Consider the following 16,066-nt stretch of genomic DNA (forward strand, 5'->3'; position numbering starts at 1 on the left):
CCGAGCAGCGGCGACGGGCATCGTGAGCCCTCGACACGACCGAGAACGACTCGGGACCTTTGGTCTATCCCGGCCGTCGCGCCGGTGGGACAGTTGACCCATCGGTGTGAAGGCCTGAGCGAGGAGGAGTCATGGGAGACCAGTTCGGACTGGTGGTGCTGGTCCTGCTGATCATCGTGCTGGCCGGAGGGGCGTTCCTCATGCAGCACGGTCGGCGGGGCGTCGCCAACGACACGCTCAACACCCACCTCGACGAGTCCGGTAAGGCCGCCTACGACGTCGGCCACGGAAACCGGCTCGTCGGCAACCCGCCGATCGATGTCATCACCCGTGACGGGGCCGGCACTGCCGTGCCCGGCCAAGGCGCCCTGCGGCCCGACGACCCCGAGGAGACGGACGTCCGTCACCTCTCCGACGAGACCTGACGAGTGTCCTTCGCTCCTCAGTGTCCGTCGGGTGCAGGGGGCATGGGGACGCGCACGTCGGACCCGCCCTCGACGGTGATGCGCGGGCCGACGCGCCCCTCGATGGGGACCGGCGTGAAGACGCCCGCGACGAGCAGCTCGCCCTGGGCGAACGTCGGTGACACCTCGAGCATGGACGGGGGCACGAAACCGAAGAGCCGGCCGAGCTCCTCGACGTCGGCGGGCGAGTTCATCCGCATGAGGACGAGGTTGTCGCACTGCGACGTCACCTGAGGGTGGACCTTCGACGGGCGCTGCGTCGAGAGCAGCAACCAGATGCCGTACTTCCGTCCCTCGGCGGCGATCTGGATGAGCCGGTCGGTCAGGATCGTCTGGAGGGGCGTGGTCGGCGCGGCCGGGCAGAGGTTGTGCGCCTCGTCGATGACCACGAGCGTCGGCACCCGGTCCTCACGGTTCGCCCACAGCCGCTCGACGACGTCGAGCGCGGTGACGAGCGGCTCCTGCGCCGTGCGGAACGTCGACACGTCGAGGACGGTCACGCGGTGGGGCGGTGGCTCCTGGTGGTCGAGGTTCCAGGGCCAGATGTCCCACTCCGCCACCCCGAGGTTCTCGATGCGCTGGCCGAGGGCGCGGGGGGCGGGCGGGCCGTTGCGCAGCGCGGTCGTGACATCGTCCATCGTCCCCACGCCGCTCGTGAGCTGGAGGTGGAGCCACTGGTTGTACTCCTCCCGGTCCCGGACCGGGTCGAGCTCGAGGACGGCGGCCTGGACGTGTCGGGGCATGTGGACGAAGGCGACCTTGATGGCCTCCTCGCCGTCGGCGCGACCATGGCGCACGACGATGTCGGCGGCGCGGATCGCCGCGCTCTCGGCCGGCGGCGCGTCGGGTCGTGGCGTGCCGAGGTGGACGTAGTCGCCGTTGGGGTCGAGCACGACGATCGGCAGCTCGGTGTGCATGATGAGCTGCTCGAGGATGACCCCGAGCGCATAGGTCTTCCCGGAGCCGCTCTGCCCGCAGAGGAACGTGTGTCGGTTGAACCCCTGGGCCCGAAGGGCGAGCGGTGTCTCGACGTCACCGGAACGCCAGCTCCCCACGACGAGCTGCGCGCCGCGCTGCTCCTGGAAAGACGTCAGCTCGGCCGTTGTCAGCGGCCGCATCGGCGCACTGGCGAACGGCTCGGAATGGCCGAGCCGGACGGTGCCGTCGTCGACGACCATGCCGAGGACGAGCCCGGTCCCGATCCTGCGTCCGGGCCGCGCATCGCGGACCTGCCCCACGAGGGGGCCGCTCGCCGGGTCGACCCGGACGAGCTCGCCCGGCCGGCCGGTCCAGTCGTCGGGGTCGAAGGTGAAGGTCCTGCCGTCGTAGGAGGTCGCGGCCGCGTGGGTCGTGTTCACGGGACCAGACTGCCTCCTTCGTGGGCGCCTGTCCCGATATCGGGCGGTGGCCCCGGGGGTCCCGGCGTGTCGGCGATCAGGCCCCTGGCGGGCCCGCCGTGCCGTCCGTCGGGCCGCCCGCCGTCCGCTGGGCGGCGGCACCCGCGGCGATGACGGCGGTGAGCGACCGGTGGAGGTCGTGCAGCGCCTCGAGCGGCATACCGAGCCGGTCGATGACCTGGGGAGGGACCTCGAGGGCGCGCTGTCTCAGGGCGCGTCCCTCGGCCGTCAACGTGATGGCGAGGGCACGGTCGTCGGCGGGGTGGCGCTCACGCGTGACGAGGCCGCTCGCCTCGAGCCGCTTGAGCAGCGGCGAGAGGGTGGCCGGCTCGAGGCTGATCAGCTCGCCGATCTGGCGCACGGTGAGCGGCGAGCGCTCCCAGAGGGCGAGCATCACGAGGTACTGCGGGTGGGTCAGCCCGAGGGGCTCGAGGATCGGCCGGTAGAGGCCGATCACGGTCCGCGCCGCGACGGCGAGGGCGAAGCACACCTGCTGATCGAGCCGCAGCAGGTCGTCGGGATCGGCCCCGCTCGAAGGCTCCCGGATGGCGTCCCCGACGGCCTCGTCGATGGTGCCGTCGATGGTGCCGTCGATCGTGTCGGCTCCGGTTCCGGTCTCCATCCGATCGTCCTCCTGACCTTGGTGTCCGCTCACGGGATACTGTGCGTACACTAACAGTTCGTGTACTAATCAACTTTGAGGGGACCGACATGGCCGGACGTGGCAAGAACGAGGGGCTCTCGATGGGATACCGCATCGCCTACCGGCTGCGCCTCATCGGTCTCGGCCTCTTCGGCCCCGCCCAGCTCGGCGAGAGCAACGACCCGAAGCGCCGTCTCGAGCGCGAGCGCGAGGACAAGGTCGCAGCCGCCCGCGCGGCCCGTGAGCGGCGGGAGGCAGAGGAAGCCGCCCGACGACGCGTCGCCTGACCGTCAGCATGTTGCCGGGAGCGCTCCGTCCGTCGCGCCGGCACTGCGGTAGTCGAGGCGGATCCCGTCGCGCTTCGGCACCGCGATGGCGCTCCCGGCCGACCGAGTCCACCCCGCGGGGAGGAAGACGTACTGCCCCTCGGAGTTGAGCAGCAGCACGAGGCCCGAGTAGCGGAAGCCGTAGGCCGCCGCATCCCCGCCGACGCATCGCACGGCCCGGACGCCGCGCGCCGTGATGCCGAGCGACCGGTCGCTGTAGAGGACGACGTGCGGTCGCGCGTGGAGACCGGCTGCGATCTCGGTCGCCCGCTGGCGCCCCACTGCAGCCGAGTAGTCGCCGGCGGCCCAGAAGAGCGCCATCGCCATGACGATGGTCAGGGCTGTGATCTCCGCGACGCCGGCGCCGCGCGAGTACGTGAGCCGCCGGGACCGGACCGTGTGCGCGGCGAGGCTGAGCAGGGCCACGCCCGCGATGAGGCAGAGCGGGGCGACACAGAGACGGTCGACGAGCACACCACGTCCGAAGACCCCGAGGAGCCCGTTGGTCGTGAGGGCCAGGCCTCCGACGGCCGCGGCCGGCCCCACCCACGGGCCGCTCAAGGGTGACGGCCGGCCCGAGCGCCGGACGAGGGCGAGGACCCACATCATCACGAGCACGAGCAGGGCGATCACGACCCCCGGCACGAAGAGGCCGTCCTGGCTCGTCAGCAGGTAGTCGGTGCTCGAGAAGCCGAGCGAGGTCGGGTCGACCCCGAACCAGCCGAAGAGTGCTGCGGTGCGCGACCAGCCGAAGAAGATGAGCACAGCAGTGATGAGCGTCGCCGGCGCGACGACCTGCCCGAGCACCCTGAGGACTGCAGGCACCTCCTGCAGCACGCTCGGTGAGCCGCCCAGGGGTCGCGTCACGTCCCCCCGCGGGTCGACGCCGGGCGCCTCGGCAGCCTCGGCAGGTTCGGCGGGCTCGGCGGCGGACCCGGGCGCGTCCGTCGGGGTCCCGTCGCTGGTGACGACGTCAGCCGGGCCCGCTGCCATCGGTCTGCTCCGGTCCCGTCACGGTCGCGGTGGTCGAGGTCGGTGTCGGCGCGAGGCCGGTGGTCGGGCCGGTGGATCCGTCGGTGGATCCACCCGTGGATCCGTCGGTGGAGCCGTCGGTGGAGCCTCCATCCGTGCCGCCGCCGCTGTTGCCGGCGTCGCAGTCCTTCTGGGACTCCGTGAGCACCGTGACCTTCGAGCCCCGGGCGACCTTGCCGCTCGGGTCGTAGCCGACGAAGCACGCCCCGTCCTGGTAGACCAGGGTGACGCAGAGCGTCGTGCCGCCGCACGCCTCGACGAACGACGACACGATGAAGGAGCGCAGCCCCTCCATCGGGGTGTGCTGCTGCGGGACGTTCGGGACGTCGATGGGCGACCCGGCTGCCCGGTTGTCCGACCCGCTGGAGCTTCCCTTGGAGTCCCCACCGGAGTCTCCACCGGAGTCCCCACCGGAGTCCCCACCGGAGTTTCCCGAGTCGGAAGACTGCTGCTTCCCGGCCGCCGTCGTCTGGTCGCTGGTGTCGTCGGGGGTCGGAACCGTGGTCGACGACGTGGCGCCGTCCGTGGCGACGGTCCCGGACCCGTCAACCTGGTCGGTGGTCGGGGTGCCCTTCGCGGCGCACCCACCGGCGAGCGAGAGTGCGGCGACGGCGGCGAGGATGGCGGTCCGGGCGGCTGCGCCGCGGGGGTGTCGGTGTCCCATGGCCCCTCCTGACAGGACGTCTTGGTGGGATTCCTGTCAGAGGGGTCCACGGGGCGGGCTGATACCCCGACGCGGCCCGGTTCAGCTGAGCCGCGCCACCCGCGTCGCTCCGGCGAACGATGTGATCTGGCCGAGCGGAGGCAACAGCGCTGCCTGGTAGGCGTGGTAGACGTCGGGCTTGCCGTCCCACACCGTCGCAGCCGGCACGTTGTCAGGCGAGAGCTCGTGCCGCCAGGAGCCGTGCACCTCGTCGACGAAGAGGCGGCGGGCATGGTCCCACCACTTGGTGTAGCGCTCCCCGTAGGCGGCCTCACCGGTCACGACGAGGAGCGTCCACGCCGCGCCGATCGCCTCGGTGACGACCCAGTGCAGCCGGTCGCGCACGACGGGCCGGCCGTTGAAGTCGGTCGTGTAGACGAACCCCTCGGCCCCGTCCACGTCCCAGCCGTCGCGCACGCCGACGTCGAAGAGGGCCCGCGCGTCGGTGAGGAGCCACTCGGGGGCGCTGTCGCCGAGGGCGTGCCGCAGGTGCAGGGCGAGCCGCGACCACTCGAGGAGGTGGCCGATCGTCACGCCGTACGGGCGGAACGGGTGGGCTGGGTCCTCCCGGTTGTAGTCGGGCAGCGGGGTCCACTCGGCGGTGAAGTGCTCGGGCAGCCGGTAGGCGTTGCCGGCCGCGAAGCCGTGGACGACGCGCTCGACGATCCGGTGGGCGTGGTCGAGCCAGTGGCGCTCCCCGGTGACGTCGTAGGCGGCGAGCATCGCCTCGACGGAGTGCATGTTGGCGTTGACCCCGCGGTAGTCCTCGAGCGCCGACCACGTCCGGTCCCACACGTCGACCGCGAGGCCGTCGTCCTCGCGCCAGAACTTCTCGTCGTAGACGCCCAGCGCCTCGGTGAGCAGCTCCTGCCCGTCGGGGTGGCCGGCGGCCGTGGCGCTCGCCGCGGCGAGGACGACGAAGGCGTGCTCGTAGGCGCGCTTGTCGGCCACGGTGGGAGCGTCGGCGCCGACAGCGGCATACCAGCCGCCGTACTCGTCGTCGTGGAGGACGCCGCCGGGGCGGAACGCGCGGACGCCGTGGTCGAGCATGTCGCGGAAGGACTCGTCGCCCTCGAGGACGGCGAGGGCGGCGACGTGCGTCATCCTCGCGGTGATCCACAGCTCGACGTCGTGGTCGAGCCGGGGGGCTCCGGAGTCGTCGAGCCAGGCGAAGCCGCCCCGGGGGTGGATCGCGCCCCGCGCGAAGCGGCGCAGCTCGCTGCGGTGCTGGGCGAGCCAGACGCGGTGCTCGTCGGTCAGCAGGTCCACGGTCATGTCACTCATGGCCTCAGTCTGTCGCGACCCGGGCCGGAAGGCGCCGGAAGTCCGCGAGGTGCGCGCATCAGGGTGCGGTCAGAAGTCGCCGGCGCTCCGCCGCAGGCGCGTGATGACGTCGACGAGGGCGCCGAGGTCCTCGGAGGAGAGCTCGGGCCGCTCGAAGACCTCGGCGTTGAGCACCTTCGTCGCCCGCTCGGCGAGCTCGCGCCCGGACGGTGTGAGGCTGACGAGGACGGCGCGGCGGTCCTCGGGGTGGGACCGACGCGTGACGAGCCCCGCGTCCTCGAGCCGGTCGACGGCATTCGTCACGCTCGTCGGGTGGACCTGCAGGCGCGAGCCGATGACTTTCATCGGCAGCGACCCCCTCTTGCTGAACCAGAGGAGCATGAGCACCTCGTAGCGGGCGAAGGTCACCCCGAGCGGCTTGAGGGTCGACTCGACGCGGGCGAGGACGATCTGGTGGGCCCGCATCAGCGAGGTGATGGCGGCCATGCCGTCGGCGGCGGCGTCCCAGCCCTGCTCGACCCACTGGCTGCGGGCGCGCTCGATGGGGTCGAAGGCGAGGCCCGGGGACTCGGACGGGTCGGGCCTCGGATCCTCTCGCACCATGGCCTCATCGTAGGGCGCCGGACCGTTGACGTCCATTAGTTGGAAGTCCTACTATTTTGAGGTCAGCGCCGCACCCCCGGAGGCCCTTCTCGTGACCCAGACCGGCACCACGCCCGACAGCAGCACCACCGACCCCGGCACCACCCACGCCGGCACCACGGACGTCAGCACGCCCGCTCCCAAGCCGGCGACCCACGCGCCTCGGCACCACGTGCGCATCGTCACCGCCTCGAGCCTCTTCGACGGGCACGACGCCTCGATCAACATCATGCGGCGGATCATGCAGTCGCAGGGCGCGGAGGTGATCCACCTCGGGCACAACCGGTCGGTCCAGGAGGTCGTCGACGCGGCGATCGAGGAAGACGTCCAGGGGGTCGCCGTCAGCTCCTACCAGGGCGGCCATGTCGAGTACTTCGAGTACCTCGTCGAGCTCCTCCGCGCCAACGGCGCCGGCCACGTCAAGGTCGTCGGCGGCGGCGGTGGGGTCATCGTCCCCGACGAGATCGCGCGACTGCGCGAGTCCGGTGTCACGATCTTCAGCCCGGAGGATGGCCAGCGCCTCGGCCTCGCCGGGATGATCAACGCCGTCGTGTCCGACTGCGACTTCGACCCGTGGGACATCTCGGCGCCGACGCTTGACGCGGTCCTCTCGGGCGAGCGGTCCGCGGTCGCGCGGGCCATCACGGGCGCCCAGGAGGGCGAGATCGACGAGACGACGCTCGCGGGCATCCGCGAGGCCGCCTCGCGTCGCCGCGTCCCGGTCCTCGGCATCACCGGCACCGGCGGCTCCGGCAAGTCGAGCCTCACCGACGAGCTCGTCCGGCGCCTGCGCCTCGACCAGCAGGACAAGCTCCGCGTCGCCGTCCTCGCCGTCGACCCGACCCGCAGCCGGGGTGGGGGCGCCCTCCTCGGCGACCGCATCCGCATGAGCTCCCTCGACGGCGACCGCGTCTTCTTCCGGAGCCTCGCCACCCGCGGCCGCAGCCAGGTGCCGGCCGGCCTGCGCGACGTCATCGACATCGTCAAGGCGGCCGGCTTCGACCTCGTCGTCCTCGAGACGCCGGGCATCGGACAGGGCGACGCCGCCATCGTCGACTACTCCGACGTCTCCCTCTACGTCATGACGCCCGAGTTCGGCGCGAGCAGCCAGCTCGAGAAGATCGACATGCTCGACCAGGCCGACGTCGTCGCGATCAACAAGTTCGAGCGCCGCGGCGCCGAGGACGCGCTGCGCGACGTCGGGCGCCAGATGGTCCGCAACCGCGAAGCCTTCGGGAAGTCGCCGACCGACATGCCGGTCTTCGGCACGTCGGCCGCCACCTTCAACGACGACGGCGTCACGGCGCTGTACCAGGAGCTCCGGAGCCTCCTGTCCGACCAGGGGATGCCGGTCACCGAAGGCGTCCTGCCCCACGTCACGACGAGGCAGTCGACGCGTATCGCCACGGTCGTCCCCGCCGCACGCGTCCGCTACCTCGCCGAGATCAGCGAGACCGTGCGCGGCTACCACGCCGACACGGAGGCGTATGCCGCTCAGGCCCGTCGGGTGCAGCGGCTCGAGGCCGTGCGGGGCGAGCTCGCCGATGCCGGTTCGGACGGGTCGGGTGTCGAGGCGCTCCTGGGGTCGGCCCGGGCCGAGCTGCCGGCCGAGGTCTCGACCGCGCTCGCCGAGTGGCCCACCGTCGTCGAGTCCTACTCCGGGGACGAGCAGGTCGTCCACATCCGTGACAAGGAGATCCGCACCCGCCTGACGCGGGAGTCCTTGTCCGGCAACAAGATCCCCCGGGTCGCCCTGCCTCGCTACACCGACCACGGCGAGCTCGTCAGCTTCCTTCGCCGCGAGAACCTCCCCGGCCGGTTCCCCTTCACCGCGGGTGTCTTCCCGTTCAAGCGCGAGGGCGAGGACCCGGCGCGCATGTTCGCCGGCGAGGGCGACCCGTTCCGGACCAACCGCCGCTTCAAGCTGCTCTCCAAGGACCAGCCGGCGACGCGCCTGTCGACCGCCTTCGACTCGGTCACCCTCTACGGCCGCGACCCCGACCCCCGCCCCGACGTCTACGGCAAGGTCGGTACGTCCGGCGTCTCGATCGCGACCCTCGACGACATGAAGGCGCTCTATGACGGGTTCGACCTCGTCAGCCCGACGACGTCCGTGTCGATGACGATCAACGGCCCAGCGCCGACGATCCTCGCCTTCTTCCTCAACACCGCGATCGACCAGCAGCTCGACGCGTTCCGGGCGCGGGAGGGCAGGGAGCCGAGCGACGACGAGCGCCAGGAGCTCACGGCATACACCCTGTCGAACGTCCGGGGCACGGTCCAGGCCGACATCCTCAAGGAGGACCAGGGCCAGAACACGTGCATCTTCTCGACGGAGTTCTCGCTGCGGATGATGTCCGACATCCAGCAGTGGTTCATCGACCACCAGGTCCGCAACTTCTACTCCGTGTCGATCTCGGGCTACCACATCGCCGAGGCCGGGGCGAACCCCATCAGCCAGCTCGCCTTCACGCTCGCCAACGGGTTCACCTATGTCGAGAGCTATCTCGCGCGCGGCATGAAGGTCGACGACTTCGCACCCAACCTGTCGTTCTTCTTCAGCAACGGCATGGACCCCGAGTACTCCGTCCTCGGCCGGGTCGCCCGCCGGATCTGGGCCGTCGCGATGAAGGAGAAGTACGGCGCCAACGAGCGCTCGCAGAAGCTCAAGTACCACGTCCAGACGTCGGGCCGGAGCCTGCACGCCCAGGAGATGGACTTCAACGACATCCGCACGACCCTGCAGGCGCTCATCGCGATCTACGACAACGCCAACTCCCTGCACACCAACGCGTTCGACGAGGCCGTGACGACCCCGTCGGAGGAGTCGGTGCGGCGGGCGCTCGCGATCCAGCTCATCATCAACCGCGAGTGGGGCCTCGCGATGAACGAGAACCCGCTCCAGGGCTCGTTCATCATCGACGAGCTGACCGACCTCGTCGAGGCGGCCGTCCTCAAGGAGTTCGACAAGATCACCGAGCGCGGCGGCGTCCTCGGCGCGATGGAGACGGGCTACCAGCGGGGCCGGATCCAGGACGAGTCGATGCTCTACGAGCACCGCAAGCACGACGGCAGCCTGCCGATCATCGGCGTCAACACCTTCCGTAACCCGCACGAGGGCGACGTGCCCCGCACGATCGAGCTCGCGCGCGGCACCGAGGAGGAGAAGCAGAGCCAGCTCTCCCGGGTCCGCGCCTTCCAGCAGGCCCACGAGGTCGAGGCGCGGGCCGCGCTCGAGGAGCTGAAGACCGCGGCGATCAACGGCGACAACGTCTTCGACGTCCTCATGCGCGCCGCCCGGGTCTGCTCGCTCCAGCAGGTGACCGAGGCCTTCTTCGAGGTCGGTGGGCAGTACCGCCGCAACGTCTGACCGAGCTGAACCCCGTGGTTCGATGTATCTGCGCGAGGCATGGCGTGCGCAGGTACATCGAACGGGGTGAGGGGGAGAGGTGAGGGTGCTGACCGACGACCTCGGGTATGCCGCTGGGCTCGCTCCCGAGGTGAGGCGCGTCGTCTCGCTCGTCCCCTCCATCACCGAGGCCCTCGCCGCGACGTGCCCGGAGCGGCTCGTCGGGGCAACCGACTGGTGCACGCACCCGGCCGACCTCGCGGTGCAGCGCGTCCGGGGCACCAAGAACCCCGACCGACGCGCGATCGAGGCGCTGCGTCCCGACCTCGTCATGGCCAACAAGGAGGAGAACCGGGAGCTCGACGTTCGACGTCTGAGGGAGAGCGGCATACCCGTCTGGGTGACCGACATCGAGTCGGTGCCGGGAGCGCTGACCTCGCTCGGACGGCTCTTCACCGAAGCGCTCGACGTCGAGGTGCCGGGTTGGCTCCGCGAGGCGGCCGCCGAGTGGGGCGGCCCGGTGCCCGATCCGACGCTCCGCGTGGCCGTCGCGATCTGGAGGGACCCGTGGATGGTCGTCGGGAGCTCGACGTTCACCGGCGACGTCGTCGCCCGGCTCGGGTGGCGCAACGTCTTCGCGGAGCACGCCGGGCGCTACCCGGCCGTCCCGCTCGACGAGCTCGACCGCGACGACATCGACGTCGTCCTACTGCCCGACGAGCCGTACGTCTTCACCGCGGACGACGGGCCGGAGGCCTTCCACCGGACGCGGACCGCGCTCGTCAGCGGACGTCTGCTCACGTGGTACGGGCCCTCCCTCGTCGGCGCGCGCCGGGCCCTGACCGACGCCGTGACGGCCTGACACCATCATCCGGCCACCGGCATGAGCCCCGAGGGTTCGCCGCCCAGCAGCAACGGGTGCCGCCTACGTGGCTCGCCCGTGCTCCCGTACCGTCATCGCATCAGACGATCGAGAGGTTCGTGCAATGACGCAGACGGTCGAGACCATCTTCGTGGGCGGTTCGCTGTTCGACCCGGGCTCCCCGCGCTCGCGGCCCGGCGTCCTGGCCGTGGCCGACGGCCGAATCGCGGCCGTCGGTGGCGATGAGCTCCTCGAGCTGGCAGGCCCTGGGACCGAGGTCGTCGACCTCGCGGGCGGGCTGCTCCTGCCCGGCTTCCAGGACGCCCACGTGCACCCGGTCATGGCGGGTGTCGACCTGCTGCGCTGCGATCTCCACGGCGCCGAAACGGCGCAGGAGTGCCTGGACCGCATCGCGGCCTACGCCGCGGCTCATCCCGAGCAGGACTGGATCACCGGCGGCGGCTGGTCGATGGAGCTCTTCCCCGGTGGCACCCCGACGCGCCAGCTGCTGGACTCGGTCGTCCCGGATCGGCCGGTCATCCTGGCCAACCGTGACGCGCACGGGGCGTGGGTCAACACGGTCGCCCTGCGTCGGGCGGCCATGGACGCGCGGACGCCGGACCCTGTCGACGGGCGGATCGAGCGCGAGCCCGACGGCAGCCCCAGCGGCACGCTCCACGAAGGCGCCGTCGCCCTCGTCGCCGACCACGCCGACCCGATCGGCTACGAGGACCAGTACGCCGGGCTGCTTGCGGCGCAGCAGGTGCTCCTGTCTCACGGCATCACCGCGTGGCAGGACGCGGCCGTCGGGCGGGTCTTCGGCCTCGACGACGTCTACGACGTCTACGTCAGGGCCGCATCGAACGGCGACCTCAAGGCGCGGGTCGTCGGGGCCCTGTGGTGGGACCGGGCCCGCGGCCTCGAGCAGGTCGAGGAGCTGCGCGAGCTGAGACGCCGCGGGTGCGTCGGACGCTTCCGCGCGACCTCCGTGAAGATCATGCAGGACGGCGTCGCCGAGAACTTCACCGCGGCCATGACCGACAGCTACCTCGACGGGTGCGGCTGCCGGACGGGCAACAGCGGGATCTCGTTCGTCGACCCGAGCGCCCTGCGTGAGTACGTCACCCGGCTCGACGCCGAGGGCTTCCAGGTGCACGTCCACGCGCTCGGAGACCGGGCCGTCCGCGAGGCACTCGACGCGGTCGAGGCGGCCCGAGCCGCGAACGGTCCGACCGACAACCGGCACCATCTCGCCCACCTCCAGGTCGTCCACCCCGACGACGTGCCGCGGTTTGCCGCGCTCGGTGCGACCGCGAACATCCAGGCGCTCTGGGCCTGCCACGAGCCGCAGATGGACGAGCTGACGATTCCCTTCCTCGGCGAGGACCGAGCCGCCTGGCAGTACCCCTTCGGCGACCTGGTCGCTGCAGGCGCGCCGATCGCGGCCGGCAGCGACTGGCCGATCAGCAGCCCCGACCCCCTCGCCGCCATCCAGGTCGCCGTGACCCGGACCCCGCCGGGCGTCGCGGACGCGCCGCCCTTCTACCCGCGCAACGCCATCACCCTGGCGCAGGCCCTCACGGCGTACACGGCCGGCTCGGCACGGATCAACCACCACGAGGACGTCACGGGACACCTGCGCCCGGGAGGCCACGCGGACCTCGCCGTCCTCGACCGCGACCCGTTCGAGGGGCCGGCGGAGCAGATCGCCGAGTGCTCGGTGACCCGCACGTACGTGGGGGGCGAGCTCCTGTTCGACGGCCGTTCGTAGGCCGACCGACGCCCGGGCCACGCGGCGCGGGGTCGCGCCGCCACGGAAAGACGCCAACCGCCGAAGTCCCCGCGGCGTCTCAGCAGGCGTGACGATTGGCGTCCGACAGCTCGGAGTGAGGGGGGCTCCCATGGCGGGTGCGGTGAGCGCGCCGGGCCGCGACGCTGTCCGCCAGGTGTACGACGCCCACTTCGGGAGGCTCGTCGGCTGGACGGTCCGCCTCGTCGGCGACCCCGACCTGGCCCACGACTTCGCGACCGAAGCCTTCGTCCGCCTCCTGCGCAGCAACACGACCATCGCCGAGCCGCGGGCCTGGCTCTACACCGTGACGGCCAACCTCGTGCGGGACCACTGGCGCTCGCGGGGACGGGAGTCGGCCGCCTTCGCCCGGCACGGCGTGAGCGACGGCGGCGACGACGGCCGGCACGACCCGGCGACGCGGCTCACCGTCCGCGAGGCCGTCGAGGCCCTGCCCGACCGTTTCCGCCTCGTCGTGCTGCTCCACTACTACGCGGACCTGCCCGTCTCGACCGTGGCCCGGCAGCTCGGCAAGTCCGAGGGCGCGGTCAAGCGCGACCTGTTCGAGGCACGGCACCGCATGGCGACCCTGCTGGAGGATGCCCGATGACCCCCGACCGCCACCCGACCGACCGGGCCGGACGTGAGCCGTTCGACCCGGTGGCCGACTTCTTCGCACGCGAGCGTGCGGCGATCGTCGACCGACCGGGCGACGAGGCCGACTGGGACGAGCTGGTGCAGCGGAGCCGCCGCCGGGGCTGGGCCCGTCCCCTCGGCGGGGTCGCGGCCGCCGCCGCGCTCGTCCTCGCCGTCGTGCTCGGGACGAACGGGTTCCTCCGGACGCCTCCCGCGGAGACCACGGGTCGGCCCGACAGCGCCGCCTCGTCCGGTCCGGCGACGACCAGCGGACCGGACACGTCGGCTTCCTCGGGCGCCAGGCGCTCGACGCCGCCGCCTCCGACGGCCTCGCAGGGCGCCCTCCAGCCGATGCCGAAGGCCTTCGGCGTCGACTCGGTGCGCGCGACCCAGGACGGGTACCTCTATGCCCTCGGCTCGTCGGTCTGCGGCGCGCTCAGCTGCCCGGCCCTCGTCGCCTCGAGCGACGAGGGCCGCACCTGGGGGCAGGTCGGGTCCTTCTCGCCACCCGCGGTCCGGGCGCCACGCTACGAGGGCGACCAGGTCCTCGCCGGCGCGCGCTTCGTCAGCGCGTCGCACGGCTGGGTCTACGGCGCGGCGCTGCTGCGGACGACCGACGCCGGCCGGACCTGGACCCCGATGCCACACGGGTCAGGCGACGTCCTCTCGCTCGAGACCGACGGGACCGCGCTCTGGATGGTCACGGGCACCTGCGTCCAGGGGACCTACGGAAGGCAGTGCGGACAGGTGCAGGTGTGGCGGGCGGGCATCGACGACACCTCGGCGACCAAGGTCGACGTGCCACAGCTGTCGACTCAGCCGACCCGGCCATGGGCCTACGGCGCCTGGGTCGCGCTCGCCGGCAGGACGGCATACGTCAACACCGTGAGCGGGGTGCCTGGGCTCTTCTCCGGCTTCACCGCGCTCCGCGTCTCCGGGACTCCCGTGACCGTGGCGAGACCGAGCGGCTGCGACAACGCGGCCGAGCTCACCGTCGTGCCGACCGTGAGCGACCCCCGGACGCTCTTCGCCCTGTGCGCCCTCGGCGCGGCCGGCGTTCCGTCGTCCGGGTATGCCGTCTACCGGTCCACCGACGGCGGCGCGACGTGGGAGTCGCGCGCGCACCCAGTTATCGGTCCGGTCCGCTTCACCAACCTCCGCGTCACGGCCCTCGACGCCGACCGTCTCGTCGTCCGCACCGGCGAGCAGCTCTTCGCCGACGGGACGTTCGTCGAGTCGGAGCTGCTCACGAGCGCGGACGGCGGCGTCACGTGGACGCCCCCCTCGGGGGGCCTCCCTACGGCCAACTGGGGCGAGGTCTCCGCCGTCGACCCGCGGACGGTGTATGCCGTCCAGGGTGCCGACTCGGTGTGGCGCAGCACCGACGGGGGCTCGAGCTTCACCCGGATGTCCCTGCGGTGACCTCAGGTCAGGTCGTCGTGGTCGCCGCGGACCCAGGCGGTGTGCCGGTCGGCCGAGAAGCGGACGATCCGCTTGGCGTCGGCCGGGACGACGGCCCCGAAGTTGTTGTAGAGCCGGTCGAAGTGCAGCGTCTCGACCTGGGCGGCGATCCGCTGGACCACGTTGCCCGAGAGTGGGATCCGGTTGGGATAGCTGCGCATGAAGCTGACGGAGCGCCGGTCCGGGTTGGGGAAGATCGCGTCGCCGGCGAGAAGCACGCCGCGCCCCTCGTTGCCGGTCGCCCACTCGACGACGGCCTGCCCGCGGAAGTGGCCCCCGACGCGATGAAGGGTGAGCCCGGGCGCGACCTCGCGCCGCTCGTCGTACAGCTCCACGAGCGGGTCCACCCGGCGCACCCACTCCTGGTCGCGCTCCGCGACGAGCACCGGGACGTCGCCGAGAGCACGGGCCCACTCGGTCTGGACGCCGTACATGTGCGGGTGGCTGGCGGCCACCGCGAGCGTCGGGCCGAGGCCGCGCACGAGCTCGACGGTCTCGTCGTCGATGTAGCCGAGGCAGTCGAAGAGGAGGACGCCCTCCGGGGTTCGCACGACCATCGTCTGCTGCCCGATCCCGACCTCGGGGCTGGCACGCAGCCCCCACAGCTCGGGCTCGACCTGGGTCACCGAGATCGTCGTACCCGCGGCGCGCAGCTCGTCGAGGGTCGTCCACCGCTGGCCGTCCGCCGGCACCCACTGGCGCTCGTCCTCGCACACGGCGCACTCGGCAGGAGGGGTCGGTCGGTCGGCCGTCTCTCCGGCACACGTCGCACAGATCCAGATCATGGGGTCACTCTCTCGGGATTCGTCACGCCGCGCCAATCCGTTCTGCGGGAGGATGACTCGGGTGATCCTGCACCTGCGTGCCGCCGTCCAGCGGCTGTATGCCGTCCGCCCGGGCGAGTTCGTCGCCGAGCGTTCGCGGCTGGTCGCGGAGGCGAAGGCGGCCGGGGAGTCCTCGCTCGCGAAGGAGATCGGCGCGCTGCGCCGGCCCACGGTCGCCGCCTGGGCGGTCAACCACTTCGTCCGGACCCACCCTGACGAGGTCGACGAGCTGCGGTCGTTCGCCGAGCTGCTCCGCGAGGCCCAGCGCACCCTCGACGCCGACCAGCTGCGCCTGCTGGGGCGCGAGCGGGCCCGGCGCGTCGATGCTCTCACCGACCGGATCGCGGCCGTGTCGACCGAGGCCGGGCAGGCGGTCGGTCCGAGCGTCGCCGACGAGGTGCGGGCCACCCTGACGGCCCTCATCGCCGACGAGGACGCCGAGGCCTCGGTCCTGACGGGGGCCCTCGTGAGAGCTCTCAGCTACTCGGGCTTCGGGTCGGTCGACATCGAGGACGTCGTCGCGTGGAACGAGCCTGCCGCGTCGCGCCCCGCCCTCGCCGTCGTCCGTGGCGAGAGGGGCATGGCCGCCTCCGATGACGACGAGCGGGCGCGGGCCGAGACGGAGGCGGCCGCGGCGGCCGAGCGGGCGGCCCG

General features: G+C 72.0%; 15 protein-coding genes. 8 read left to right on the plus strand and 7 right to left on the minus strand.

The genetic code is table 11. The annotated features are described in order from the left end of the window. The first annotated feature begins 131 nt into the window (after positions 1-131). Complete coding sequence (locus tag N865_RS05355; RefSeq protein ID WP_034802396.1) at positions 132-425, plus strand: hypothetical protein; 294 nt, start codon at positions 132-134, stop codon at positions 423-425. A 17-nt stretch (positions 426-442) separates the two neighbouring features. Here the strand turns inward: N865_RS05355 and N865_RS05360 are convergent, their stop codons facing one another. After that, positions 443-1,822 (minus strand): ATP-binding protein, encoded by a 1,380-nt coding sequence (locus tag N865_RS05360; protein WP_245603668.1) that lies wholly within the window; start codon positions 1,820-1,822, stop codon positions 443-445. A gap of 76 nt (positions 1,823-1,898) precedes the next feature. Further along, a complete protein-coding gene (locus N865_RS05365; RefSeq protein WP_084327965.1) occupies positions 1,899-2,483 on the minus strand; it encodes a MarR family winged helix-turn-helix transcriptional regulator in 585 nt (194 codons plus the stop codon). A gap of 89 nt (positions 2,484-2,572) precedes the next feature. Between N865_RS05365 and N865_RS05370 the strand changes: the two genes are divergently transcribed. Further along, positions 2,573-2,791, plus strand: a complete 219-nt coding sequence (locus N865_RS05370; protein ID WP_034802398.1) for a hypothetical protein — start codon at positions 2,573-2,575, stop codon at positions 2,789-2,791. A 3-nt stretch (positions 2,792-2,794) separates the two neighbouring features. Here N865_RS05370 and N865_RS05375 read toward each other — a convergent pair whose 3' ends face one another. The 4 genes from N865_RS05375 to N865_RS05390 form a co-directional block, all read right to left on the minus strand. Continuing rightward, complete coding sequence (locus N865_RS05375; RefSeq protein ID WP_034802401.1) at positions 2,795-3,823, minus strand: hypothetical protein; 1,029 nt, start codon at positions 3,821-3,823, stop codon at positions 2,795-2,797. Then, complete coding sequence (locus tag N865_RS22610) at positions 3,804-4,526, minus strand: hypothetical protein (RefSeq protein WP_034802404.1); 723 nt, start codon at positions 4,524-4,526, stop codon at positions 3,804-3,806. The genes N865_RS05375 and N865_RS22610 overlap by 20 nt, the downstream gene beginning before the upstream one ends. 81 nt (positions 4,527-4,607) lie before the next feature. Next, positions 4,608-5,849 (minus strand): AGE family epimerase/isomerase, encoded by a 1,242-nt coding sequence (locus tag N865_RS05385; protein ID WP_034802406.1) that lies wholly within the window; start codon positions 5,847-5,849, stop codon positions 4,608-4,610. Positions 5,850-5,918: 69 nt separating this feature from the next. Continuing rightward, positions 5,919-6,452 (minus strand): MarR family winged helix-turn-helix transcriptional regulator, encoded by a 534-nt coding sequence (locus tag N865_RS05390; protein WP_051510239.1) that lies wholly within the window; start codon positions 6,450-6,452, stop codon positions 5,919-5,921. Between the two features lie 211 nt (positions 6,453-6,663). On the opposite strand from N865_RS05390, the gene icmF reads away from it, so the two are divergent. The 5 genes from icmF to N865_RS05415 all read left to right on the plus strand — a co-directional run bounded on the left by icmF (position 6,664) and on the right by N865_RS05415 (position 14,549). After that, positions 6,664-9,861, plus strand: a complete 3,198-nt coding sequence (gene icmF / locus N865_RS05395; protein WP_034802520.1) for a fused isobutyryl-CoA mutase/GTPase IcmF — start codon at positions 6,664-6,666, stop codon at positions 9,859-9,861. 79 nt (positions 9,862-9,940) lie between these two features. Beyond that, on the plus strand, positions 9,941-10,702 hold the full coding sequence (locus tag N865_RS05400; protein WP_281173482.1) for a helical backbone metal receptor: 762 nt from the start codon (positions 9,941-9,943) through the stop codon (positions 10,700-10,702). Positions 10,703-10,826: 124 nt separating this feature from the next. Further along, on the plus strand, positions 10,827-12,473 hold the full coding sequence (locus N865_RS05405; RefSeq protein WP_034802408.1) for an amidohydrolase: 1,647 nt from the start codon (positions 10,827-10,829) through the stop codon (positions 12,471-12,473). A 130-nt stretch (positions 12,474-12,603) separates the two neighbouring features. Beyond that, positions 12,604-13,101, plus strand: a complete 498-nt coding sequence (locus tag N865_RS05410) for an RNA polymerase sigma factor (protein WP_051510228.1) — start codon at positions 12,604-12,606, stop codon at positions 13,099-13,101. Further along, on the plus strand, positions 13,098-14,549 hold the full coding sequence (locus N865_RS05415; RefSeq protein ID WP_034802410.1) for a WD40/YVTN/BNR-like repeat-containing protein: 1,452 nt from the start codon (positions 13,098-13,100) through the stop codon (positions 14,547-14,549). The genes N865_RS05410 and N865_RS05415 overlap by 4 nt, the downstream gene beginning before the upstream one ends. A gap of 2 nt (positions 14,550-14,551) precedes the next feature. Here the strand turns inward: N865_RS05415 and N865_RS05420 are convergent, their stop codons facing one another. Next, positions 14,552-15,373, minus strand: coding sequence for an MBL fold metallo-hydrolase (locus N865_RS05420; RefSeq protein ID WP_034802412.1), 822 nt, complete (start codon positions 15,371-15,373; stop codon positions 14,552-14,554). Between the two features lie 61 nt (positions 15,374-15,434). On the opposite strand from N865_RS05420, the gene N865_RS05425 reads away from it, so the two are divergent. After that, a partial coding sequence (locus N865_RS05425) for a hypothetical protein (RefSeq protein WP_051510229.1) occupies positions 15,435-16,066 on the plus strand: 632 nt, incomplete at its 3' end.

This window comes from Intrasporangium oryzae NRRL B-24470 (assembly GCF_000576595.1).
Taxonomy (GTDB): Bacteria; Actinomycetota; Actinomycetes; order Actinomycetales; family Dermatophilaceae; genus Intrasporangium_C; species Intrasporangium_C oryzae.

Coding starts and splice junctions, on each gene's coding strand:
- N865_RS05355 (WP_034802396.1), top strand. CDS start 132: ATGGGAGACCAGTTCGGACTGGTGGTGCTGGTCCTGCTGATCATCGTG.
- N865_RS05365 (WP_084327965.1), bottom strand. CDS start 2,483: ATGGAGACCGGAACCGGAGCCGACACGATCGACGGCACCATCGACGGC.
- N865_RS05370 (WP_034802398.1), top strand. CDS start 2,573: ATGGCCGGACGTGGCAAGAACGAGGGGCTCTCGATGGGATACCGCATC.
- N865_RS05375 (WP_034802401.1), bottom strand. CDS start 3,823: ATGGCAGCGGGCCCGGCTGACGTCGTCACCAGCGACGGGACCCCGACG.
- N865_RS22610 (WP_034802404.1), bottom strand. CDS start 4,526: ATGGGACACCGACACCCCCGCGGCGCAGCCGCCCGGACCGCCATCCTC.
- N865_RS05385 (WP_034802406.1), bottom strand. CDS start 5,849: ATGAGTGACATGACCGTGGACCTGCTGACCGACGAGCACCGCGTCTGG.
- N865_RS05390 (WP_051510239.1), bottom strand. CDS start 6,452: ATGGTGCGAGAGGATCCGAGGCCCGACCCGTCCGAGTCCCCGGGCCTC.
- N865_RS05405 (WP_034802408.1), top strand. CDS start 10,827: ATGACGCAGACGGTCGAGACCATCTTCGTGGGCGGTTCGCTGTTCGAC.
- N865_RS05410 (WP_051510228.1), top strand. CDS start 12,604: ATGGCGGGTGCGGTGAGCGCGCCGGGCCGCGACGCTGTCCGCCAGGTG.
- N865_RS05415 (WP_034802410.1), top strand. CDS start 13,098: ATGACCCCCGACCGCCACCCGACCGACCGGGCCGGACGTGAGCCGTTC.
- N865_RS05420 (WP_034802412.1), bottom strand. CDS start 15,373: ATGATCTGGATCTGTGCGACGTGTGCCGGAGAGACGGCCGACCGACCG.